This window comes from Exiguobacterium sp. s166, from assembly GCF_018618855.1.
Taxonomy (GTDB): Bacteria; Bacillota; Bacilli; order Exiguobacteriales; family Exiguobacteriaceae; genus Exiguobacterium_A.
Map to the genome: position 1 here is coordinate 77,288 of NZ_JACSMU010000008.1, position 23,486 is coordinate 100,773.

The following is a 23,486-nucleotide window of genomic DNA, read 5'->3' on the forward strand; positions in this document are numbered from 1 at the left end:
CATGGTATTCGAAGGATTTTTAACAGGTGAAGGACTACGCGTCGCAATCGTCGCAGCACGATTCAATGAATTGATTACATCGAAACTGGTCGGTGGAGCAAACGATGCGTTCCGTCGTCACGGAGTCGCTGCGGATGCTGTCGATACAGCATGGGTTCCGGGAGCGTTCGAGATTCCGCTCGTCGCGGAAAAGCTTGCGAAAAGCGGAAAGTATGACGCTGTCATCACACTCGGTGCCGTCATTCGCGGTGCGACATCACACTACGATTATGTCTGCAACGAAGTCGCGAAAGGTGTCGCCGGCGCGTCACGTGAAACAGGGGTGCCGATTATCTTCGGTGTCCTGACGACTGACTCAATTGAACAGGCCGTCGAACGGGCGGGAACGAAAGCGGGGAACAAAGGATACGAAGCAGCGGTCTCAGCAATCGAGATGGCGAACCTGTTACGGACTATTTAATGAAATAACTGAGTCTTGAGACCTGTTTCCGAATGGAACAGGTCTCTTTTTTTATTCTGGCAGGACTTTACGAACTCCATCCCTAATGATAAGGGAAAGACTCTTTACAGAAGGGTGGAAAGGAAGATGGTGCGTTCAAAAAAAGCTTATTATCTGCCTGTTATCGTCTGCTTTATTACAATTTACTATCTTTGGCTGATTATTTTTGCAAACCAGCCAGAGTTGTCAGCTTGGGGCAGTAACTTGTTTTCCATACTCGGTTGCGCGTTTGCGACATGTTTGTTGGTTCAGGCGCAACGAGAACCGGACCAACAAGAAGGACATTTTTTTCTCTACCTTGCATACGGAACAGGAAGTTATCTGATTGCCGAATTGATGTGGGGGACGTATGAGAATATTCTTCAAGTCGAAGTTCCCTTTCCCGGTATCTCGGATCTTTTTTACGTGTTGCAATCTGTCTTCTTTTTAGTGGCCTTTCTACACGCAATCCAACGCCATGTCACAAAAGCTCGTTTAGTCAGCTTTATATTTGATATCGCCATCGTTATGACGGTCGCTGTTACCTACAGTTGGTTTTTCTTAATCCGTCCGCTGTTTGACGAACCGTTCACCTCGAAAGCGGAATTCGTCCTGGCCTTTGCTTACCCGATGTGCGATATCGTTCTGTTATTTTGTATGATCAGTATCTATTATTTATTTGAGAAACACGAGTGGCAAAAACGACGACGTATGTTTCAGTGTTTGTTCATCGGATTGTTGTTACAGGTCGGCGCAGATACATCGTTTGTCTATGTGACGACCGTCAGCGGTGAGGATGTCATCCGGTTGATTGATCCATTGTTTGTCATTGGTTTACTGACGATTAGTATATCTGGTCATTTGGATAATCCCGTACAAAAAAGGCAACAGAAAGAAACAACGCGACGAAGACGTGCACCGATCGGGAAAATGTTTTTACCATATCTGTTAGTCATATTTTTATTTTCAACGATGACCTTTTATGCACGCCAAAATGAAGCAATGAATGGCTTAATGATAGGTTGCGCTATCACGATTCTCCTGATTTTAGTCCGCCAGATTCTAATGATTTTGAGTCACCAAGAATTAATTGAAGAAATTCATCATAAAGCGGACGAGTTAGAAGTGAGTGAGGAACGGTATAAGTCTTTGTTTACTTACCATCCGGATGCCATCTATTCACTTGACTTGAAGGGACGTATTGAAAGCGCGAATCCTTCGTTCGAAAAATTGACGGAGCAGGATGCGGAGGAATTGATTGGCAAAACGTATCGGCAGTTCACGACATGGCAACAGACATCGACAGACAAGGCGACAGCACAGCAATTTGAAACTGTTTTCCAAAAATCTGGCGGTCCAGATGTTTTGCTGAATGTAACCAACATTCCGATTCGCGTCCGGGATCGATTCGTCGGGATGTACGGGATTGGGCAGGATATCACGACCATCCGGGAAAATGAATTAAAAATCCGCCGGCTTGCTTATTACGATCATTTGACCGGGGTCATCAATCGGACCTACTTTGAAGAAGTATTGCACCATTTAGTCGAAGAAGAGCGGAAGGAAGAAACCATCATTCTCTGTTTTATTGATCTCGACGACTTTAAACTCGTCAATGATTCGTTCGGTCACCATGTCGGCGATCAGTTGTTGATTCAAGTGGCAGAGCGCCTGCAAGAAGCCGTCAATCCGGACGATATCGTCGCCCGTCAAGGCGGAGATGAGTTTACCGTCATCTTGCGGGATGTTACGTCGGATGAGCAGGGCAGAAGCCGAACGGCCCGTCTGCTCGATGACTTAAAACGAACGTATGCGATTGAAGGAATCGAATTGATTTCCAATCCAAGTATCGGAGCCGTCATATGTCAGCGGACAGCGGGAAAACACGTCGTGACGTTGCTGAAGCAGGCCGATCTTGCGATGTATCAGGCAAAATCGGGTGGCGGTAAATCCATCATCTTCTTTGAAGATATTGCCGAAAAAGCGTCCTACCGCTTGCGACTCGAATCGGAGCTGCCGATTGCCATTGAAACCAATCAATTGATTTTACATTATCAGCCGCAAGTCGATACGGTCACGTATAAGATGGTCGGTGTCGAAGGACTGATCCGTTGGAATCATCCGGAACTCGGAATGATTGCACCAAACGATTTCATTCCGATGGTGGAAGAAGTCGGCATGATTATCCGGCTTGGTGAATGGGTGTTACGCGAAGGGTTTTTACAGGCAAAACGGTGGGAAGATGAAGGAGTCACATTGAAGGTTGGACTGAATGTCTCGATGCAACAGTTTCATCATCCGACGTTCGTCCTGACTTTGATTCGTTTAGTAGAGGAAACAAGTGTTGATCCGACGCGTATCGATCTTGAAATCACGGAAGTCTCAGCTGTCGAAGATATCGAAGAAACCGTCGTGACGATGAATCGCTTAAAAGAACTCGGCTTTACGATTTCGATTGATGACTTCGGAACCGGCTACTCTTCCTTATCCCGTTTAGCGGACTTCCCGATTGATACATTGAAGATTCCCCGCGAGTTCGTCGAAAAAATCCAACCGACGACGACCGGCTACTCGATGATTTCATCCATCATCCATTTAGCGAAGTCACTCGATCTTGAGGTCATCGCGGAAGGTGTCGAGACGCTCGAGCAGGTCAACGTTCTAAATTGGTTGGAATGCTCGCGGATGCAAGGTTATTACTTTGGTCGCCCGATGCCCGCAGAACAAATTCCGGCTCTTTACTAAAAAAGAAGACGATCCTTTCCAGCAAAACAGGAAGGGATCGTCTTTTGGTCTTTTAGCATTATAAGCGCAAAGAAAGGGACGAACCTTTTCCAAGCACATCACGTTTCGCACTGAGGACATCACTCGTCAACAACTCGACTGATGTGAGCGGTTGTTCGATAATGAAACCGAAGTTTCCGCTTCGTGTCTCGCCGGGGGCATATGTCGCAGCGAGCGACTCGAGGTAGACATCGTCTTGCAGTGTCTTCTCGGTTTTTGCATCGAGCCTGAAGTGAGCGACGGGGTTAAACGTGACCGGCTCATCGCCTCTGTTCGTGATCGTCACACGTGTCTTGACGAGGTCAAACGATTCCTCATGCGTAAACCCGTGGAAGAAATCAATCATCCCGTAACTCGGCCGGGCATGGAACACTTTCACTTCTTCGACTTTCATCGTGATCGGTCCGATCGTTCGTGTCACGTCGGGACGGACAAACTGTTTTAACGTCAATTCGCCTTTGTCGTCGGTAACCGATGCGTCGACTTTCGTCAGTTTCCGGTCATCTGGTAATTGCGGGTTCGGGACATATGCGGCAGACTTTTCGATCGATACCGGTGTTTCCTGTTTCGGGGCCGACTTTTCTGATGACTTCTCTTGGACGGTGTCTGGCGTAGTGCCGCAACCCGAAAGAATCGTCCCGAGCATCAAGGCAGCAAGTATCTGTTTCATGGAAAGTCTCCTTATTTCTTCGACTTCAGTAAATCGAAGATGATTTTGGCATGATCCGTATTATCGACTTGTCCGGCAAACCGTTCCTTCGCTGGACCAAACGCATAGACGGGAACGTCTTCACCCGTATGTCCGCCTGTCGTCCAGCCGGTGTGCGACCGTTCATTGAAGATGGCTTCGATCGCATTGTCGACATCAAGCAGTTTCTTCGATTCCGCAGCACGTGTAACGGACTCGATTTCATCTTCCGTCAGGGTGAGTTTCTTCTGGTCGATATATGTCGTCAACGTTTTTTTGACATCGGCACCTTCGATGATTTTTGCTGCCATGAAGTCTGGTGTCTTTTTCGCCGCCTTGATCGGCTCGGCGAACCAGTTATAGATACCATCCGCTCCAATCGAGTAACCGCCGGTCGAATGGTCGGCTGTCGCCACGACAAGCGTGTGCTTGTCTTTTTTGGCAAAGGCGATTGCCGCTTTGAAGGCACGTTCGAAGTCTTCCATCTCGCTCATGGCACCGACGATGTCATTGTCATGACCGGCCCAGTCGATTTGACTTCCTTCAACCATCAGGAAGAAGCCTTTTTTGTTTGAATCAAGTCGTTTGATGGCGGAATTCGTCATCTGTTCGAGTGACGGAACGGATGATTCCCGGTCGATGCGTTTCGGCAGACCACCGTCCGCAAACAGACCGAGGACCTGTTTGTTTTTATCCGCCTGCATTTGATCCAGATTCGTGACGTAGCTGTAACCGTCTTTCTTAAACGCTTTCGTCAAATCGGTATCCGGACGGACGAAGTTTGATTTCCCGCCTCCGAGCAGGACGTCGATCTTATGTTTGCCGTTGACCCGCTCCTTGAAGTAGTCGTCCGCAATCGCATTCATGTTTTTCCGGTTCTCATCGTGCGCGCCGAATGAAGCCGGTGTCGCGTGTGTAATTTCGGATGTCGCAACAAGTCCCGTCGATTTTCCGCGTTCTTTCGCTGCTTCAAGGACCGTCTTGACCTCTGATTTATCATTGTCGACGGCAATCGCGGCATTATATGTTTTGACACCGGACGACATCGCCGTCGCGGCGGATGCGGAATCCGTGATGTTTTGCTCCGGGTCTTCCGGATAGGTCATCTGTTGTCCGACGAGATATTGATCAAATGCCGTTTTTTCCGCGACCGGCGTCGAAGGATCATTTTTTAAGTACCGGTGGGCTGACGTATACGAGACACCCATCCCGTCCCCGATCAGGAAGATGACATTCCGGATTTCCGGTGATTTTGCATGTTTCGTCTTAGCCTCAGCGTCGTTCATCGAGACCATCGTACTTAAGGAAAGGGTCGACAAGGCAAGAATGGGAATGATTCGTTTTAACTTCATGGATTGTTCCTCCTTCAGGAAAATAAATAAATAGTTTAGTATCGGATCAGATCTACAGGACTAACTTTAGCGGTAGAGTGTAAAACGAACATTTGAGGGATGTAAAGTTTTGTTAAGAATCAAACAGAAAACTTTACGTCGGACAGGAAGGTCGATGAGTAAAAAACAGTCAGAACGGTAATAAGATAAGAAATGGTTTTGAAACATTTTTCAGTGACAGCTCGTAAAGAAAGATAATCAATTTCAAGGAGGAATGACGATGAAGAAGACAAGGTGGATGACGGTCGGTCTCCTTACGGCAACGATTGGACTGGCAGGGTGTAATAACGAGACCATAGAAGATGGTCAAGGGGAGAACGGTTCCAAACAGCTTTCGAATACGGAGTTGCTGAAAAAAGCGTCAAGCGCACAAGAAAACATCAAGTCGTTTCATATGGACAGTGACATGATGTCGGAAGTTGGCGGTATGCCGATCAGTCAAAAGATTTCGGCAGACATCATCCAAAAGCCGATGACGATGTATCAAAAGATGACAATGAAAAATGCAGAAGACGGGACCGATGTCGAAACGGAACTGTATCTCGTGGATGATAAAATGTATATGTCGCAATCCGGACAATGGTTGGTACAAGATACATCGGAACTAGGGGATATGTTAGAAAACATGGAGTCGTCGGCATCGACAGAACAAAGTCTGAAGTTACTCAAAAAATATAAAGACAATTGGACGATGAAAAAAGAAGGTGATGTCTATCAAATCGATGTCGATTTGAAAGGCGATCAACTGAAAGCCTTCATGAAGGATTCTCTTGAACAATCCGGACAGCTTGCCCAAATGAAAGAGGTCATGGATCAAGTGGATTATAAAAAGATGGAGTACTCGATGACGTATGATGCAAAAACCTACTATCCAAAGACGCTTGATATGGAAATGGCGTTTGAGATTGAAGAAGGAACGGAATTTACGATGAAAAACGAATCTGTATTCTCGAAATTCAATGAGATTAAATCGATTGAGTTGCCGGCGGAAGCAAAAGACGCACAGGAGTTGCCGAGCAGCAAGCAATAAGAAGAAACTGATTGACCTGAAAAGGGACTGACTCAAAATTCAGTCTCTCCAAAGATAAGGGTGGCAGATTATAATTCTGCCACCCTTATCCCGTTTAAACAGGAATCACTCGTTTCACGCTGGCAGAGACAAACAAGACCCGGTTTCCTGCCTGGATCAGGAAGGGAAACTGGCTTGTGTCTCGCCTGAGGAAAGGGCGTGAAAGGACGAGAGATTCCTTTTTGAGTCAGCCCCTTTTAGTGAGCAGTAAAAAGAATACAACAATATAAGCTAGGCAATCGTCTGCACAGAAAATTAACCATTGACAATAATCTGTAAATTCTGAAAAGATAGAAAAGTACATATCGAATTGAAGGAGGGGAAACAGAATGGGGACAGCGTTCAGTGAGTGGATTGGTACGGTATCGGATTTTGTCTGGGGACCGCCGTTGCTTATCTTTTTGGTCGGTACAGGGATTTACTTGACGATACGACTTGGATTCATTCAAATTACCAAGCTTCCGTATGCCTTAAAACTGGCATTCACGAAACATCAGGACGACACGTCGGAAGGGGATATCAGTCATTTTCAGGCATTGATGACAGCTCTTGCGGCAACGGTCGGTACAGGGAATATCGTTGGGGTTGCAACAGCCGTCGTCCTCGGGGGACCGGGCGCGATCGTCTGGATGTGGTTATCCGGATTATTCGGGATGGCGACGAAGTATGCCGAGGCGATTCTCGCCGTCAAGTACCGTGTTGTCGATGAGAAAGGACAGATGGCCGGGGGGCCGATGTACTATCTCGAACGGGGATTAAGACAGAAATGGCTCGGCGTGTTATTTGCCGCGTTTGCTTCGCTTGCCGCCTTCGGGATTGGTAACGGTGTTCAGACGAACTCTGTTGCACTGGCGATGAAATCGACGTTCGACGTGCCGTTGTATGTAACGGGGATTGTCCTGATGGTGGCGACGGGGGTCGTCATTATTGGTGGAGTTAAGTCGATTGGGAAAGTCGTCAGTTATTTTGTCCCGTTCATGATTTTCTTCTATGTCGGAAGCGGTCTCTTGATCATGGTCATGAACTTTGATTTGATTCCGGGTGCGCTCGCGACCATCTTCAGCAGTACATTCTCGAACGAAGCCATCACCGGCGGAGCAATCGGTGCCGCGATTCGTTACGGGGTCGCCCGCGGGGTCTTCTCGAATGAAGCAGGTCTCGGTTCTGCACCGATTGCCGCCGCCGCTGCAAAAACGGATTTCCCGGGGCGTCAGGCACTCGTCTCGATGACGCAGGTCTTTCTCGATACGCTTGTCGTCTGTTCTATAACCGGCTTGACACTCGTCATGGGTGGTCAGCTCGATAAAAAGCTGGAAGGGGTCGAATTGACGACAGCCAGCTTTGAAGTGTTCCTTGGACCGGCCGGGAAGTACATCGTGACGATTGGTCTTGTCATGTTTGCCTTCTCGACAGTCCTCGGATGGTCCTATTACGGGGAAAAATCAATCTATTATCTGTTTGGTCAAAAATCGATTTTACCTTACCGGATTCTGTTTGTACTCGTCGCGGGACTTGGTGCGATGACGACGAACTTGAACATGGTCTGGGCGATTTCCGACGTTTTCAACGGACTGATGGCCATTCCGAACTTGATTGGTTTGATTGGTTTGTCCGGTGTCGTCATTGCGGAAACACGACTGTTCCGGGAACAGTTGAAACGGGAGGAGGCCGAACGACGAATTTCATAGAATCTCTGACATTGCACAAATCCCGCATTCTCATATGGAGAGTGCGGGATTTGTTTGATTAAGCCGTTTGATAGAGCATGAGGGATTCGTACGGGCGTAATGTGACTTGCCCTGACGTCTCTAACACATCCGGATAGTTCTGAATCAGGATCTGATGATCAAGCCACTCGTCCGGTAACGTGAACGAAGTTGTCGTACCGTAAAAGTTTGACAAGACGAGCAGCCGTTCCTCATCAGTGATTCGTTCGTACGCCCAGAGCGCAAGATCATCAGGTGTCAGAAGCCGGTAAATGCCGTTCGTCAAAACATCATACTGTTTGCGCAGGTGAATCAGCTTCTTGTAATGATAGAAGACCGAGTCCGGATCGGCGAGAGCAGCTTCAACATTGATCGAAGTATGATTTTCAGGAACCGGAATCCATGGTGTCGCGGTCGAGAAACCGGCGTGCGGTGACGCATCCCATTGCATCGGTGTCCGGGCATTGTCCCGGGATTTTTGACGGATTGCGGCCAAAATATCAGCTTCCGTTTCACCGAGCGTTGTTTTTTCAGTATAGGCGTTCAGCGTCTCGACATCCCGGTAATCCGCCAAGTCGGTAAAGTCCGGGTTTGGTGTGCCAATTTCTTCGCCCTGATAGATGTACGGTGTTCCTTGTAAGCCGTGTAACGTCGTTGCAAGCATCTTCGCACTTTCGATCCGGTAAACCGTGTCGTCACCAAACCGGCTGACGACGCGGGGCTGATCATGGTTACACCAGAAAATCGCATTCCAGGCATTTCCCTGCATCCCGACCTGCCAGTCGGAGAGAATCCGTTTCAGCTCGAGGAAATCAAACGGGGCTGCCGTCCATTTTTCTCCGTTCGGGTAATCAACTTTTAAGTGGTGGAAGTTGAAGGTCATCTTCAGCTCCTGCTCATTTGTATTCGAGTAACGAAGGCAATGATCGAGTGTCGTTGACGACATCTCACCGACGGTCATCAAGTCATGACCGGCAAAGACACGCTGGTTCATCTCCTGCAGGTAGTCATGCACGCGCGGACCGTCCGTATAGTATTTCCGGCCGTCACCGGTCGGGTCATCTGCAAAACTGTCATCTTTTGAAATCAGATTGATGACGTCGAGCCGGAAGCCGCGGACGCCTTTATCGCGCCAAAAGCCCATCATCTGATAGACGGCTTCCCGGAGCGCCGGGTTTTCCCAGTTGAGATCGGCTTGCGTCTCGTCGAACAGATGCAGGTAATACTTACCGGCGACGTCGTCGAACGACCAGGCCGGTCCACCGAATTTTGACACCCAATCCGTTGGTTCGTCCCGCCAGATGAAGTAATCGTGGTAGGGGCTGTCGGGATTTCGTCCTTGCTGGAACCACATATGATCGGTCGAACAATGATTGACGACGATATCCATCATGACGGATAACTGGCGTTTGTTTGCTTCCGCAATCAATTGATCGAAGTCTGCCATCGTACCGTAAGACGGGTCAATCGCGTAATAGTCACTGACATCATAGCCGTTGTCGCGTTGCGGGGACGCATAGACCGGCGTCAGCCATAGGTAATCGACGCCGAGCTCCGTCAGATAATCGAGTTTCGCTGTCACACCACGCAGCGTACCGGTCGCTTTGCCTTCCGGGCTGTAAAAACTTTTCGGATAGATTTGGTAGACGGCGGATTTACGCCAGTCGGTTGTCGTAAGAGTCATATCAGGTCACACCTTTCTAAAACTTATGCTGCCTCTTTAAGTGCCGCTTTGCGGGCACGTTTCGTCGAGACGTAATGGAACAGGAACGTACAGACGATCGGAACGATGATCGCGATGACCATCCCGATGATGAAGGACAGAATCGATCCGGGAACAATCGAGATGAAGGCCGGAAGACCGCCGACACCGATTGCCGGTGCGAGTACTCCGCTGACAGCGATGAAGGAAGATGCAATCGCGGATCCGACCAGTGCCGCATAAAACGGATACTTGAACCGGAGATTGACCCCGAACATGGCGGGTTCGGTGATTCCGAAGTAAGCCGAGATGGCGGAAGTCGATGCCATGTTTTTATCATTGACGTTTTTCGCGAGGAACAGCATCGCAAGTGTCGCCGATCCTTGAGCGATGTTCGAGATGGCAATCATCGGCCAGATGAACGTCGTCCCGCTTTGACCGATCAGTTGCAGATCGACGGCGATGAACATGTGGTGCATTCCCGTGATGACGAGCGGGGCATAAAGGGCACCAAACAGCAACGCACCAAGGAGTGGAACGGCTTCAAACGTATTGACGACGCCGATTGTAATCCAGTCTCCGATTTGACGTGTAACCGGTCCGATGACGGCAAGGGCCAGGAAGCCGGTTAATGTGATGGTCGTGATCGGGACGACGAGCAGCTGAATCGCATTCGGAACACGGTTTTTGAGCCAACGTTCGATTGTACTTAAGACGTAAGCGGCAGCGAGGACCGGTAAAATCTGTCCTTGATAACCGACTTTTTCGATTTCAAATAAGCCGAGGATATTGAATGTCGGAATATCCCCTTTTAGTGCACTTTGACCGTAATTCCAAGCGTTCAGGAGATCCGGGTGCACGAGCATCAGTCCCATGACAATCCCGAGGATTTCACTGCCGCCAAAGCGTTTCGTGGCGGACCAGCCGACCAGTGCCGGCAGGAAGACGAACGCCGTGTTCGCCATCATGTTGATTAAATCCCATAAACCCTGCAGGTTCGGATACCGTTCGATCATCGTCTTGCCGCCAAACTCAATGCCGAACAGATTGTTAATTCCCATTAACAGTCCGGCGACGATGATGGCCGGGATGATCGGCATGAAGACATCGGAAAAGACTTTGATCAGTTTTTGGAACGGATTCATTTTCGAGGCACCGGACGATTTGACGTCAGCGATTGTCGTCGCCTGTAAACCGGTTAATTGAATGAACTCGGCGTAGACACGGTCAACGTCGCCGGCACCGATGACGATCTGATAGACACCCGCATTCAGGAAAGCTCCTTTGACGAGCGGGACTTCAAGTAACGCTTCTTGTTCGACCAAACTTTGATCTTTTAATGTCAAGCGGAGGCGGGTGACACAGTGGGCTGCCTGCTCGACGTTATCTTTGCCACCGATTCGTTCGATGATTTGTTCTGCAATTTGCCGATAGTTGGGTTTCATCTCACATTCTCCTTTGGGATTGAACTGAAGACTCATTTTGAAATGAAAACGTTTTCTTATATGCGCACACTCATCTTAACTTATCTATATAAGTTAAGTCAATAACTTATATAGATAAGTTTGAAACCGCTTTGATCAATAAAAAAGGGGCTGACTCAAAAGTCAGTCCCTACAAAGAAAAGGATGGCAGATTCTAATTCTGCCGCCCTTTTCTCGTTTAAACAGGAATCACTGTTTCACGCAACTCCTACAGGAAAGAGCGTGAAAAGACGAGAGATTCCTTTTTGAATCAGTCTTGTTTTTCAGGAAGATTGCAGCGCTTCGAAGACGAGATGGGACTGCTTCACATCCAAGTACTGGCATTCATATTCGATCTGACCGTTATCCAGTTCGATCGCCTGAAGCGGTCGGACCGGAATCGGCTGTTGTTTCAAAATCAAAACGAGTTCAATCCCTTCATGAACAGGCAGATGTAGCGGGGAATAGAAGGAGACACTATGCATGGTCCCTTTGGAGACCACGATATTTGTTCGACCGACGTGGATATCCTGTCCGTTCAGCCGTTGAATCGTAATGGAAGCATCGACCGTCCGGGTGCTGATTGGGGCAGTCATCGCTTCCGTCGCTGCAATCTGCCGTTCGCGCATGGCGCGTTCGAAATGGACTTTAGGTAACGGTTTACTGAACAAGTATCCTTGGATGGTCGTACATTCGAGTCCTCGTAAGAAGTGGAGTTGTCGCATCGTCTCGACACCTTCTGCGACGACATCCATGCCGAATTCCTTTGCCATGAAGAGGACGCTCCGGACAACGGATTGTGTTTTTTTGTCCTGGACCAGCGTCGTCGCGAACTGCCGGTCAATCTTAATCGTATCAATCGGATACTGTTGCAGATAAGAGATTGATGAATAGCCTTTTCCGAAATCATCCAAGGCAATCTTAATGCCCATTTGACTGAGCATCTGAAGTGACTGCTGAATTTTACTGTTATCAAACAAGACATCGGTCTCGAGAATTTCGATTTCAAGCATGCTTGGGGAAACACCGAAGCGCTGGAGTGTTTCCTGGCAGGTCTCGGCAAAGTTCCCGTGGATCAAGCGTTTTGGAGAAACGTTGATTGAAATCGGAACGATCGGTAAATCGGCAAGAATCCATTGATTGATATTCCGGCATGTTTCTTCGAGCACCCAGTCGGCAATCAGGATATGCATCTCGCTTTCCTCGGATAACGGAATGAAATCGTTTGGCGGAATCCGGCCCCAGTCCGGATGTTGCCAGCGGATTAACGCTTCAGCTCCGACAATCGTTCCGGACCACGCGTTAACTTTTGGCTGATACTCAAGGAACAGTTCGTTCCGGCGGATAGCCGTTCGGATACTTTTTTGAAGTTGATGGCGCCGGTAAGTCTCGATATTGAACGTCGAGGAATAGACACTGTATTCATTCACACGGGCCCGACCGAGGGCGATGCTCGCTGTTTTGACAAGGTCTTCCGCCGAATCCGCATCTTCCGGAAAACGGCTCACGCCGATACCGATTGACGGGTACCATTCGTAGGAATCGACGACGATTTTTTGTTTGGACAGTTCAATCAATTGTTCACAGATCTTGTTGATTGAACATTCTTCGACGACGTTCGGGAACAGGACGATGTATTCATCTCCGTAGAGGTGACCAAAGTAAGAAGCAGTCGGCAGGTGGTGTAACAATTGTGTTGCTGTTTTTGACAACCACTTATCACCAATCGGATAACCGAAATCATGATTGATGTCCTGTAAGGCATTGTAGCTGACGGTCAAGACGCTGAACGTGGGATAAGTAGCAATCCATTGGTTCATTTGTTCAAGAACGAGTGTCCGGTTCGGCAGTCCCGTCACCCGGTCATGCATCGCCAGTTGAAAAATTTTCTCTTCCTGTTGTTTTAACTGTGTGATGTCCTGAATGACACTTTGGAAAGCGGAGACGACACCGTCTGCGCTACGGATCGGTGTCCGGTTTTCTAAAATCCAATGAATCCTATCGTCGTGACGGATACGATAGGAGACTTCGGACTCATGATTGGCAAGAATCCGGTGATAACTCGCTTCGACTTTTGATCGATCTTCAGGAAGAATCAAATCCTCGATCCAAAGCCCGTCGACCTGTTGGTGCCGGTGCAGCAATCCTTCAAAGATATTTTCAAATCCCCGTGTGTGAAAATCAATCTTTTTTTGATCAATATCGTACCGGTAAATCGCACTCGTCGACACTTGTTGGAACGTTAAAAACTTTTCTTTTTCATCATGAAGTTGTTTATCCAATGATTTGTGTTCCGAAAGATTATAGAGAACACAAGTGAGCTCTGCCTGTTGTTGCCGGTCATCTTGCCGGAACGCACATCGGCAGAAGATATCCTGATAACCATGCTGTGGATGAAGGACACGTGTTTCGATGTCGAGTGAAGGCAAACAGCGGTTTGTTTTCAACAGATCGAGATATTCACGAAACTCCTGTTGGTCAGCAGGATGAATCCGTTGGAAAAACTCTTGTTTAGACAAATGTTTGAGCTGTTCGGGCCGGACTCCGAATAATTCCGCGAACGAGTCGGAGGAGCGCAACAAGTTACCGTGCTCATTGAATGCGGCCAGTGCGATTCCCGGAAGTGTTTCGACCAATTGCTGATCAAACTGAATCGAGTCCATCTGTTGTTTCATCAGTCGGTTTGTCGTTAAATCGCGAGCAATTCCATAAGCCCCGACAATCAGACCATTGGAGAAGATCGGAATATTGACGATCATCATTTCGAGATAATGACCTTTCGAATGCCGGATGTGTGCCGTATACGTTTCGCTTTGTCCCTGCATGACCTGTTGAAAATGGAACACTGTGCTGTCTTGATCGTCTGGATGAACAAAATGTTTGAAGTGGTTCATTAAAGCGTCTCTCGTATAGCCCAGTAATAGGGATGTTTTATCGTTTAGACGCGTGACACGTCCTAAAATGTCGAGTGTATAAATCGCATCCGGATGGTTTTCCATGAAGTGTTCGTCAATGGTGGATACGTCCTGACCACGTTTTAGTAGGGTCTGTAGTCCTTTCTTAAATGACAATGGCAAAACCTCCAGTTAAAAAATATAAAAAGAAACCTAAAATTTGGTTCACATTTTTATAATATAACATTCAAATGGAAGAATGAACGTTTCGTTCAAAAAAACAAAAAAAGGACTCTGAGTTTAGAGTCCTTAGCGGCGGGCAATATCCGTAAACTGAAACTTATCGAGCCGGTGACGCGACTGTGTCCGTTCAAAATGCTGACCCTCGTAATAATACGTATCATTCGTAATGACGATGACGTGGGTGGTGCCCTCGAGATCCAGATACTGCTGATCTTCCACCGTCGCGGGTTGGGCCTCGATTTTTCGTTTGGCATAACTGATCTGCCGTCCGAGTGTCTGTTCGATATACGCATAAATCGACGCACCGGCAATTTCTTTCGTCAAACCGGGGACGAGGGACGTCACGAACAGGTTGATATCAAAGATGACCCGTTCCCCGTCAATCGACCGGACCCGTTTGACCTGCGTGAGCGACGTACCGGGTGTGACATGGAACAACTGGGCCAGTTCCTCGGTCGCTTCGAGCAGTTCACAGGAAATGACATCGGTCTTGACGTCATGTTCGCCGATTTGCCGGTTTGCTTCAGAAAAGCTGACGATGCCGTTGAACTGAAAGGCAATCGCATCCTGACTGAGTACGAAGACTCCTTTTCCCTGGTGTTTACGGACGAAGCCCTTGTCCTGCAAGGCATCGATTGCTTTGCGGACCGTGCCGCGGCTGGCACCGAATTCCTGCATCAATTCCGTTTCCGAAGGAAGTTTGGTTTCGGCCGGTAACGTCCCGCCCTGAATCTGGTCGACCAATTGCTGATAAATCTGAAGATATTTTGGCATCATCGATTCCGTCCTTTATCCAAAGTGTTGGGGATAGTGTAGCACGGAATCAACGTTTCCACCCAATCATCCGGCGGTACGAACTAAAAGCAGGCCAGGCGAGAATCGCGACGGCAAGCCAGTAGAGAAATTGATTTTCAGACGAGATCACACCGATGACAGCTGCGAGCAAAATGGTCGTATAGACGGAGAAAACGATGATCAACAGCGGATGGATCTTCGGGAAAACCGTGAAACGGCCAAGGCGTTCGTTTTCGCTTCTGACATAAAGCAGACTGCCGCAACTGATTAAGAGGACCAGCAAGACCAGGTTGAATACGAGGGCGCTGATCAACTGTTCGTCTTGGAACAACAAGGTGAACGGTGAAGCCGTCGTCGTCAGGAAATCGAACAACGAAGCCTCCTCATCGGCGAGACCAAATCCGAGTGTCGTGATGGCGGCGATCGCAAAAAAGGTCAGGTAGTTTAAAAACAGGAAGAACAATCCGAGTAATAATTGGCCGATGACGTCGCCGGCAATCGTTCCCGCGAGTAAAAAGATACTGAAGACGACGAGATCGAATAGAAAATACGAGACAAAATCGAGCGTCAGGTCAGACAGGCTGACGTAGTCAAACGGATGAATGCCGCCGATTCCTTGTAAAATCAGCCAGCTGACGAAGAAACCGATGATCGGCAAAATCAGCAGGATGGCGACACCAAGACTCCATTTGATCCAGTAGAGCGTTTTTTTATTGACCGGCAAAGCGTGAAGCATTAAGCTCCGGCCGCTTCCACGCTCTTTTCCGAGGATTAAAATCGCGAAGACCGCCATCAGAATCGCGCCGAATCCGGCAAAACTCGGACTGACGAGGACGGATTGGATGATTTCGTTTTCTGCTCCACCGTATGTACCGAAGTTATCGATGACCGTGTAACTGCCGAAGCCGTAACTGAAGACAGCGAGCAGGAAAAGAGAAGCGAGTGGCCAGATGCCCTGCTTGATATGATAACGTATCAGTTGTTTATACATGTTGATCGCCTCCGAACGTTCCTAAAAAGTAATCTTCGAGTTGGACAGGTAACACATCTCTCAGTAACGGATTTGTCTTGTCGACGTAAGCGGCACCGGCTTCCGAGCGGACGATCAGCGTGACGACCCGGCCGGTTTGTGACAGGACGTGAACATCGTTATGGTGGAAATCCGGGACCGTCTCATAGGCGAGTTGCCATTTCTGCATGCTGGATTTCGCATCTTCGAGTGTTTGCGGTTCTTTGACGAGGTGTTGTTCGATCGTCATGATCCGGTCGGCCAGTGAATCGAGTTCCTCTAACTGATGGGACGCGATCAGGACGGCGGTTTGACGTTCGGCAAGCAAGGTCACAAGCTGTTTTAAGTAATTTCGTTTATTGATCCGGTCGAGTCCGTCCGTCGGTTCATCGAGTAACAGGACCGGTGCGTTGGTTGCGAAAGCAAGCTGCAGTAAAAACAGCTGGGCCTGACCTTTTGAGAGTGAGGTGACACGGCGTCCACGATCGAGATTCAACGACCGGCAATAGTTTTCAATAAAAGTCCGTTCGAAATTCGGATAAAACGCATTGTAAAAGCCGATCAATTCCCCGAGTGTCATCTGACGGTAGACGCCGATTGAATCCGGAACTAAAAACAGATGTTGCCGGGCTGACGGAACGTGATGGATGGACTGTTGGTTCCATTCGACTTTTCCGCGGGACGGCTCAAGTGCTCCGACGAGTGTTTTCAGTAACGTCGTCTTGCCGGCACCGTTTCGTCCGATCAGTGCTGTAATCGTTCCGGCTGGCAACGTGAACGAGGCGTTTTCGTAAATCATTTTGGAATCAATCTGTTTGGTCAGGTGAGACACGGTCAACATGAGGAATCCTCCCTTGTTTGGATAAGTAGTTGATAAAGATCTGCATTGGATATCGATAATTCATCGGCTACGCTGCACAGTGTCTGCACATGTGGTTGAATCGCAGCCTGTTTGACCTGTTCGATCGGTAAATCGGAAATAAAGGAACCTTTGCCGCGCATCGTGACGATGAAGTTACGGCTTTCGAGTTCCTGATAGGCACGGGAAACGGTATTCGGATTGACGAGTAACGTGCTCGCCAGTTCACGGACCGACGGCATCTGTTCACCGGACCGGAGAAGTCCGCGGGCAACCGCACGGATGATTTGGGCGACCAGTTGCTCGTAAATCGGCAACGAACTTTTAGGGTCAACCGTAAACATTCGATTACCTCCTTAAGTGTATTAATTCAATTAGTACACTAATTATAGGAAAATCCATCCAGGACGTCAAGTGGAGTAAAAAAAGGAGTGACGGGAAACGCTGCTAATAAGGAAGAAATGTTGCTCCGGCGTAACGCGACTCTAAATATTTGCTATACTGACGACAGAAGAATCATCAGGAAGGATGACCGAGAATGTTAGAGCGATTAAGTGCGTTGGAAGACCGTTATGAAAAATTAAATGACCTGTTGGCGGACCCCGCCATCATTAAAGATACGAATCAACTGCGTGAGGTATCGAAGGAGCAGTCCCAACTGGCACCGACCGTTGAAGTGTACCGCGTCTACCGCGATAAGATGGAAGCCTACCAGGAGGCGCGTCATATGTTGACGGACCCGGAGATGCGCGATCTCGCGAAAGAGGAAGTCGCCGTGCTCGAGCCGGAAATCAAGGAACTCGAGACGAAGCTGAAAGCTCTGCTCCTGCCGAAAGATCCGAACGACGATAAAAACGTCATCGTCGAAATCCGCGGTGCGGCAGGCGGTGATGAAGCGGCGTTATTTGCCGGCGATCTCTTTAAAATGTATTCGAAGTTCGCTGAAAAACAGAGCTGGAAAATTGAGATCATCGATGCCAGCTATACGGAGCTTGGCGGCTACAAGGAAATCATCTTCATCGTCAAAGGAACGGGTGCGTATTCGAAGCTAAAGTATGAGAACGGCGCCCACCGAGTCCAGCGTGTCCCGTCAACCGAGTCGGGCGGACGGATTCATACATCGACCGCAACCGTTGCCGTCTTGCCGGAAGCAGAAGATGTCGAAGTCGAGATTCACGACAAAGATGTCCGCGTCGATACGTTCACATCGAGCGGACCGGGCGGACAATCGGTCAACACGACCCAGTCGGCTGTCCGGGTCACGCACGTACCGACGGGAATCGTCGCCAGCTGTCAGGATGAAAAGTCACAAATTAAAAATAAAGAAAAAGCGATGAAGGTGCTGCGGGCACGTGTTTACGATAAGATTCAACGCGAGCAGCAGGCCGAGTACGATGAAAAGCGGAAATCAGCGGTCGGAACGGGTGACCGGTCAGAGCGGATCCGGACGTATAACTTTGCCCAAAACCGTGTCACTGATCACCGGATCGGTTTGACGATTCAAAAACTTGACCGGATTCTGCAAGGTGAGATGGATGAAGTCATCGATACTCTCGTCATGGAGTATCAGGCCCGGGCATCGGAGGCGGCGAACTGATGCGAATCGCAAAACGTCTGAATCAGGCACAAACGATGCTCTTGACGGCAGGACGCGAGGCCTCGAGTGCCGAATGGTTACTTATGCACGTTTTACAGGTCGACCGGACCGGATTGTTGATCCGTTTGTCGGACGAACTTGAGCCGGAACAGGACCTGTTGTTCAGTGAATATTTACTGGCCCATTTAAATGGTGTCCCGGTCCAGCATTTGATCGGATACCAACCGTTTTACGGACGCGACTTCCGCGTGTCACCCGCTGTCTTGATTCCGCGGCCGGAGACGGAAGAATTGATTGAATTCGTGACGGGACGCCTGCAAGGAGAAACATTCAAACCCGGTGAAATCGTCGATATCGGAACCGGCAGCGGAGCGATTTGTCTGACGCTTGCCCTTGAACTGAAACAACCGGTCACGACGGTCGATATTTCGGCGGAGGCGATTGCGGTTGCCAAAGAAAATCAACAGATGCTTGGCGGAGAGGTCACCTTTTTGGAAGGGGATTTGCTGGCACCGCTTGCTGACCGGTCAGTCCGGGTGTTAGTCTCGAATCCCCCTTATATTGAAGAAGATGAATTGCTCAGTGACGTCGTGTTTGACCATGAGCCCCACCTCGCGTTGTTTGGCGGGAAAGACGGACTCGTGTTCTACCGCCGCCTGATTGAAGACAGCAATCGGATCCTGCGCGATGATTTTCGTTTGATTGCGTTCGAAATCGGACACAATCAGGGCGATGAAGTGCAAATGATGTTAAAAAAACGTTATCCAACTGTAGAAACGGGTATTTTAAAAGATATAAACGGTAAAGACCGTATCGTGTATGCGGAACGAAAGGATTGTCCAGAGTGAAGACGGAAATGATTCAGCAGAAGACATTAAATGAAGCGGTACGACTATTACAAGAAGGTGAAGTCGTCGCGATTCCGACGGAGACGGTCTATGGTCTCGCAGGGGATGCGACGAGCGAAACGGCCGTTCGGCGAATTTTCGCCGCGAAGGGTCGACCTTCCGACAATCCGTTGATTGTCCATGTCGCATCCATTGAACAGGCAAAGCAGTTCGTCACTCATATTCCGGATGTCGCGACTCAATTGATGGATACGTTTTGGCCGGGTGCCTTGACGATCATTTTAGAATCAAACGGACGTGCATCCTCACTCGTCACCGCAGGACTGGATACGATCGGATTACGGATGCCGGACCATCCGCTGGCGCTTGAGTTAATCGAAGCGACCGGGTTGGGTCTGGCAGCACCAAGTGCCAACCGTTCCGGAAAACCTTCACCGACGTCATCTGCGCATGTCGCACATGACCTCTCGGGCCGCATCGCCGCAATCGTCGACGGCGGGGAGACCGGAATCGGTGTCGAATCGACGGTCATCGACTGTACCGTGAATCCACCGGTGATTTTACGGCCGGGTGGTGTGACGCGGGAACAGATCGAATCGATCATCGGAGACGTGTCACTTGATCCTGCCTTATCGATGAAGGACCAGACACCGAAGGCACCAGGCATGAAGTACACGCACTATGCACCGGAAGCAACGTTATCCGTTGTAGCGGGTGACCTCTCATTCCTGCAGCAACTCATCGATGAAGCACGCCAAACCGGACAAAAGACAGGCGTCATTCTCTTTGACGGAGAAGACATCGAAGCCGATGTCCGTTGTTTCCTCGGAACGACGATGGAAACAGCTGCGCAACGTCTTTACGATTGTTTACGGCGATTTGATCAGACGACAGTAGATCAGATTTTTGTACGGGATCTATCAGAAGAAGGGGTTGGGCTGGCAGTCCGAAATCGGCTCCACAAGGCAGCAGGTGGTCGGATCATTCGCCCGTAAAGAAGGAGGATACTGAGATGAGCACACGTCGTGTATTGTTTATCTGTACAGGAAACACATGCCGCAGTCCGATGGCAATGGCATTATTACGGTCAAAAGTGGCCGATCAAGAATTTGATGTCCGTTCCGCCGGTCTGCGTTCGATGCAAGGATTCGATGCTTCTGAAAACGCATTGCAGGTTTTACGTGAGCGCGGCATTGAACTTGAACACTATACGCAAGTATTTGACGACGTCCTCGGGCGTTGGTCGGATATCATCTTGACGATGACACGCAGCCATAAACAGGAAGTCGGCGAACGGTACCCGGAACTGAAAGACCGGACGTTTACGCTGTACGAGTACGTGACCGGCCTTGAACGGGATATCAATGATCCGTACGGCGGATCGATGAACGTTTACCGCCAGGTCCGAAATGAACTCGAACCCCTCGTCAACCGTCTTGTGTTAAAATTGACGCAGAACGGAAACGGAAGAAAAGCACCGGACAACCGGAAGCTTCCGAAAAAACAACCTAAACAAACGGGGGAATAGTTAACGATGAAAGTAGCAATCGGAGCAGACCATGGTGGTTTTAAGTTAAAAGCGGAACTGAATGAACTCTTACAGGAGCTCGGAATTGATTATACGGACTTCGGAACGTATTCGTCTGAATCAATCGATTATCCGGACGTCGCGATTCCGGTCGCGGAAGCGGTCGCGAACGGTGAATTCGACCGAGGGATTTTAATTTGCGGGACAGGTATCGGAATCGGTATCGCTGCGAACAAAGTCAAAGGCATCCGGGCAGCACTCGTCCATGATACGTTCAGCGCCAAAGCGACACGTCAGCATAACAACTCGAATATCTTGACGATGGGCGAACGTGTCATCGGACCGGGTCTTGCGCGTGACATCGCGAAAATCTGGCTTGAGACGGAGTTCGAAGGCGGACGTCACGAAAACCGCGTCTGCAAAATCTCAGATTATGAGGTGAAGTAAATGGATCTGGAACAAATCAAACAAGATCTCGAAGCGTCGTTGACGGAACTGAATGAACGATTCCCGTTAAAAGGGAAACTACTCGTCATCGGGTGTTCGACAAGCGAAGTCATCGGCAAACAAATCGGTAAGGCGGGTTCGCCCGAAGTCGCAGAAGCGTTGTTCGATGTCTTTGATACGTTCCGTCGTTCGCATCAAGTCGATCTGGCGTTTCAAGGTTGCGAACATATCAATCGTGCCTTGACGCTGGAGCGGCAAATCGTCGAACGGCTCGGACTGGAAGCGGTGACGGTCGTACCGGTTCCGGAAGCAGGCGGTTCGATGGCGAGTGTCGCCTATCAACGTTTTTCGGCACCGGTCGTCGTCGAAGCGATCCAGGCCGATGCCGGGATCGATATCGGAGACACATTCATCGGGATGCACTTGAAGCAAGTGGCGATTCCGGTCCGTCTGCCGCACCGCGAAATCGGTGAGGCACATGTGACAGCTGCCGTCACGCGACCAAAACTGATTGGTGGCGCGCGTGCTAAATACGAATGATTTGCGCAAGGGGTTGCACTCCCCTTGCTTTTTTAATGGATTTTTAGAGGGTGCCAGCAAGTGATTATTCGTGTTAAGATAGGTCTATCGAAATGAATGGGGGAATTCAGATGGAACAAACACCACTAACGTATCTGAAACAGCAAGATGAGGAACTCTTTTCGGCTATGCGCAAGGAATTAGGGCGTCAACGCGATAATATCGAGTTGATTGCGTCAGAAAACTTTGTCTCACAAGCGGTCATGGAAGCTCAAGGCAGCGTGCTGACGAACAAATACGCAGAAGGTTATCCGGGTCGTCGTTATTACGGCGGTTGTGAGTTCGTCGATTTAGCGGAAAACTTGGCACGTGATCGTGCGAAGGCCATCTTTGGAGCAGAACATGTCAATGTTCAGCCGCACTCAGGTGCACAGGCCAACATGGCGGTCTACTTCACGATTCTTGATCAGGGCGACACGGTCCTCGGGATGAACCTCTCCCATGGTGGTCACCTGACACACGGTAGTCCTGTGAATTTCTCCGGTGTTCAATACAACTTCGTTGAGTACGGCGTCGATCCAGAAACAGAGATGATCGATTACGATGTCGTCGCGAAGCTTGCGGAAGAACACAAACCAAAACTGATCGTCGCGGGAGCATCGGCTTATCCGCGCGTCATCGACTTCAAACGATTCCGTGAAATCGCGGACAGTGTCGGTGCCTACTTGATGGTCGACATGGCGCACATCGCGGGACTCGTCGCGGCAGGTCTCCATCCGAATCCGGTCGAACATGCGCATTTCGTCACGACGACGACGCACAAGACACTTCGCGGACCACGCGGCGGGATGATTCTTTGTAAGGAAGAACATGCCAAAGCCATCGATAAATCGATTTTCCCGGGAATCCAAGGCGGACCGCTCATGCACGTCATCGCAGCGAAAGCCGTTGCCTTTGCGGAAGCATTAGCACCTGACTTCAAGGAGTACATCGAGCAAGTCGTGGCCAATGCGAAAGTCCTCGGCGAAGAGTTGACGGCACGTGGACTGCGGATCGTCTCTGGCGGTACCGACAACCACCTGCTTCTCGTTGATCTCCAACCGCTAGGCATCACGGGCAAGCTTGCGGAGCATGCTTTGGACGAAGCCGGCATCACGGTCAACAAAAACACGATTCCGTTTGATCCGGCGAGCCCGTTCGTTACGAGCGGAATCCGAATCGGGACGGCAGCGATGACGTCGCGTGGATTCAAAGAAGCCGAGATGAAACAAATCGCAGAGCTGATTGAACTCGTTCTGAAAAACCCGGAAGATCAAGAAACACTGACAAGTGCCCACAAGCAAGTTCTGGCATTGACAGGTCGTTTCCCGCTTTACCCGGAACGCGGTTAAGTTTTAAGCGTACAATCACCACCTCTACCTTTTCGATTGATGAGAAGTGCGGGGTGGTTTTTTTTTGATGACCTT

20 protein-coding genes are annotated in these 23,486 nt (G+C 49.3%); 11 read left to right on the forward strand and 9 right to left on the reverse strand.

Annotated features, from left to right (window positions below; all coding sequences use genetic code 11):
• Position 1: 1 nt before the first annotated feature.
• The gene (gene ribH, locus KNP93_RS14275; protein WP_131502418.1) at positions 2 to 460 is read left to right on the forward strand and encodes a 6,7-dimethyl-8-ribityllumazine synthase; all 459 of its coding nucleotides are present in this window, start codon (positions 2 to 4) and stop codon (positions 458 to 460) included.
• Between the two features lie 126 nt (positions 461 to 586).
• Positions 587 to 3,223, forward strand: coding sequence for an EAL domain-containing protein (locus tag KNP93_RS14280; RefSeq protein ID WP_214855888.1), 2,637 nt, complete (start codon positions 587 to 589; stop codon positions 3,221 to 3,223).
• Between the two features lie 58 nt (positions 3,224 to 3,281).
• Here KNP93_RS14280 and KNP93_RS14285 read toward each other — a convergent pair whose 3' ends face one another.
• Together KNP93_RS14285 and KNP93_RS14290 are read right to left on the reverse strand one after the other, a co-directional pair.
• A complete protein-coding gene (locus KNP93_RS14285; RefSeq protein ID WP_131502416.1) occupies positions 3,282 to 3,932 on the reverse strand; it encodes a DUF4352 domain-containing protein in 651 nt (216 codons plus the stop codon).
• Between the two features lie 11 nt (positions 3,933 to 3,943).
• Positions 3,944 to 5,302, reverse strand: a complete 1,359-nt coding sequence (locus tag KNP93_RS14290; protein WP_131502415.1) for an alkaline phosphatase — start codon at positions 5,300 to 5,302, stop codon at positions 3,944 to 3,946.
• A gap of 259 nt (positions 5,303 to 5,561) precedes the next feature.
• On the opposite strand from KNP93_RS14290, the gene KNP93_RS14295 reads away from it, so the two are divergent.
• Complete coding sequence (locus KNP93_RS14295) at positions 5,562 to 6,371, forward strand: DUF6612 family protein (RefSeq protein WP_188004798.1); 810 nt, start codon at positions 5,562 to 5,564, stop codon at positions 6,369 to 6,371.
• A 368-nt stretch (positions 6,372 to 6,739) separates the two neighbouring features.
• Positions 6,740 to 8,098, forward strand: a complete 1,359-nt coding sequence (locus KNP93_RS14300; protein WP_131502413.1) for an alanine/glycine:cation symporter family protein — start codon at positions 6,740 to 6,742, stop codon at positions 8,096 to 8,098.
• A 58-nt stretch (positions 8,099 to 8,156) separates the two neighbouring features.
• Here the strand turns inward: KNP93_RS14300 and treC are convergent, their stop codons facing one another.
• The 7 genes from treC to KNP93_RS14335 all read right to left on the reverse strand — a co-directional run bounded on the left by treC (position 8,157) and on the right by KNP93_RS14335 (position 17,425).
• Positions 8,157 to 9,800: an alpha,alpha-phosphotrehalase gene (gene treC, locus KNP93_RS14305; RefSeq protein ID WP_214855890.1), complete on the reverse strand. Its 1,644-nt coding sequence runs from the start codon at positions 9,798 to 9,800 to the stop codon at positions 8,157 to 8,159.
• A 23-nt stretch (positions 9,801 to 9,823) separates the two neighbouring features.
• The gene (gene treP / locus KNP93_RS14310) at positions 9,824 to 11,263 is read right to left on the reverse strand and encodes a PTS system trehalose-specific EIIBC component (protein ID WP_012371570.1); all 1,440 of its coding nucleotides are present in this window, start codon (positions 11,261 to 11,263) and stop codon (positions 9,824 to 9,826) included.
• 302 nt (positions 11,264 to 11,565) lie between these two features.
• Positions 11,566 to 14,352: a GGDEF domain-containing phosphodiesterase gene (locus KNP93_RS14315; RefSeq protein ID WP_214855892.1), complete on the reverse strand. Its 2,787-nt coding sequence runs from the start codon at positions 14,350 to 14,352 to the stop codon at positions 11,566 to 11,568.
• Between the two features lie 132 nt (positions 14,353 to 14,484).
• Positions 14,485 to 15,195 carry a trehalose operon repressor gene (gene treR / locus KNP93_RS14320; RefSeq protein WP_131502410.1) on the reverse strand — a complete coding sequence of 237 codons (711 nt, stop codon included), beginning with the start codon at positions 15,193 to 15,195 and terminating at the stop codon, positions 14,485 to 14,487.
• 46 nt (positions 15,196 to 15,241) lie between these two features.
• The gene (locus KNP93_RS14325) at positions 15,242 to 16,204 is read right to left on the reverse strand and encodes a hypothetical protein (protein ID WP_131972077.1); all 963 of its coding nucleotides are present in this window, start codon (positions 16,202 to 16,204) and stop codon (positions 15,242 to 15,244) included.
• Positions 16,197 to 17,063 carry an ABC transporter ATP-binding protein gene (locus tag KNP93_RS14330; RefSeq protein WP_131502408.1) on the reverse strand — a complete coding sequence of 289 codons (867 nt, stop codon included), beginning with the start codon at positions 17,061 to 17,063 and terminating at the stop codon, positions 16,197 to 16,199. The genes KNP93_RS14325 and KNP93_RS14330 overlap by 8 nt, the downstream gene beginning before the upstream one ends.
• Positions 17,057 to 17,425: a GntR family transcriptional regulator gene (locus tag KNP93_RS14335; protein ID WP_114597321.1), complete on the reverse strand. Its 369-nt coding sequence runs from the start codon at positions 17,423 to 17,425 to the stop codon at positions 17,057 to 17,059. Before KNP93_RS14335 ends, KNP93_RS14330 begins: the two co-directional genes overlap by 7 nt.
• Before the next feature lie 194 nt (positions 17,426 to 17,619).
• Between KNP93_RS14335 and prfA the strand changes: the two genes are divergently transcribed.
• The 7 genes from prfA (at position 17,620) to glyA (ending at position 23,411) form a co-directional block, all read left to right on the forward strand.
• Positions 17,620 to 18,678 carry a peptide chain release factor 1 gene (gene prfA, locus KNP93_RS14340; protein WP_131502407.1) on the forward strand — a complete coding sequence of 353 codons (1,059 nt, stop codon included), beginning with the start codon at positions 17,620 to 17,622 and terminating at the stop codon, positions 18,676 to 18,678.
• Complete coding sequence (prmC, locus tag KNP93_RS14345) at positions 18,678 to 19,526, forward strand: peptide chain release factor N(5)-glutamine methyltransferase (RefSeq protein WP_214855894.1); 849 nt, start codon at positions 18,678 to 18,680, stop codon at positions 19,524 to 19,526. The genes prfA and prmC overlap by 1 nt, the downstream gene beginning before the upstream one ends.
• Entirely contained in the window at positions 19,523 to 20,521 is a 999-nt protein-coding gene (locus tag KNP93_RS14350; RefSeq protein WP_131502405.1) for an L-threonylcarbamoyladenylate synthase, read from the forward strand. Before prmC ends, KNP93_RS14350 begins: the two co-directional genes overlap by 4 nt.
• 17 nt (positions 20,522 to 20,538) lie before the next feature.
• Positions 20,539 to 21,054, forward strand: a complete 516-nt coding sequence (locus KNP93_RS14355) for a low molecular weight protein arginine phosphatase (RefSeq protein ID WP_012371560.1) — start codon at positions 20,539 to 20,541, stop codon at positions 21,052 to 21,054.
• 6 nt (positions 21,055 to 21,060) lie between these two features.
• Positions 21,061 to 21,501: a ribose 5-phosphate isomerase B gene (gene rpiB, locus KNP93_RS14360; protein ID WP_012371559.1), complete on the forward strand. Its 441-nt coding sequence runs from the start codon at positions 21,061 to 21,063 to the stop codon at positions 21,499 to 21,501.
• A complete protein-coding gene (locus tag KNP93_RS14365) occupies positions 21,502 to 22,041 on the forward strand; it encodes a TIGR01440 family protein (protein WP_131502404.1) in 540 nt (179 codons plus the stop codon). It begins immediately after the preceding gene.
• A gap of 110 nt (positions 22,042 to 22,151) precedes the next feature.
• The gene (gene glyA / locus KNP93_RS14370; protein WP_131502403.1) at positions 22,152 to 23,411 is read left to right on the forward strand and encodes a serine hydroxymethyltransferase; all 1,260 of its coding nucleotides are present in this window, start codon (positions 22,152 to 22,154) and stop codon (positions 23,409 to 23,411) included.
• Positions 23,412 to 23,486: the final 75 nt, after the last annotated feature.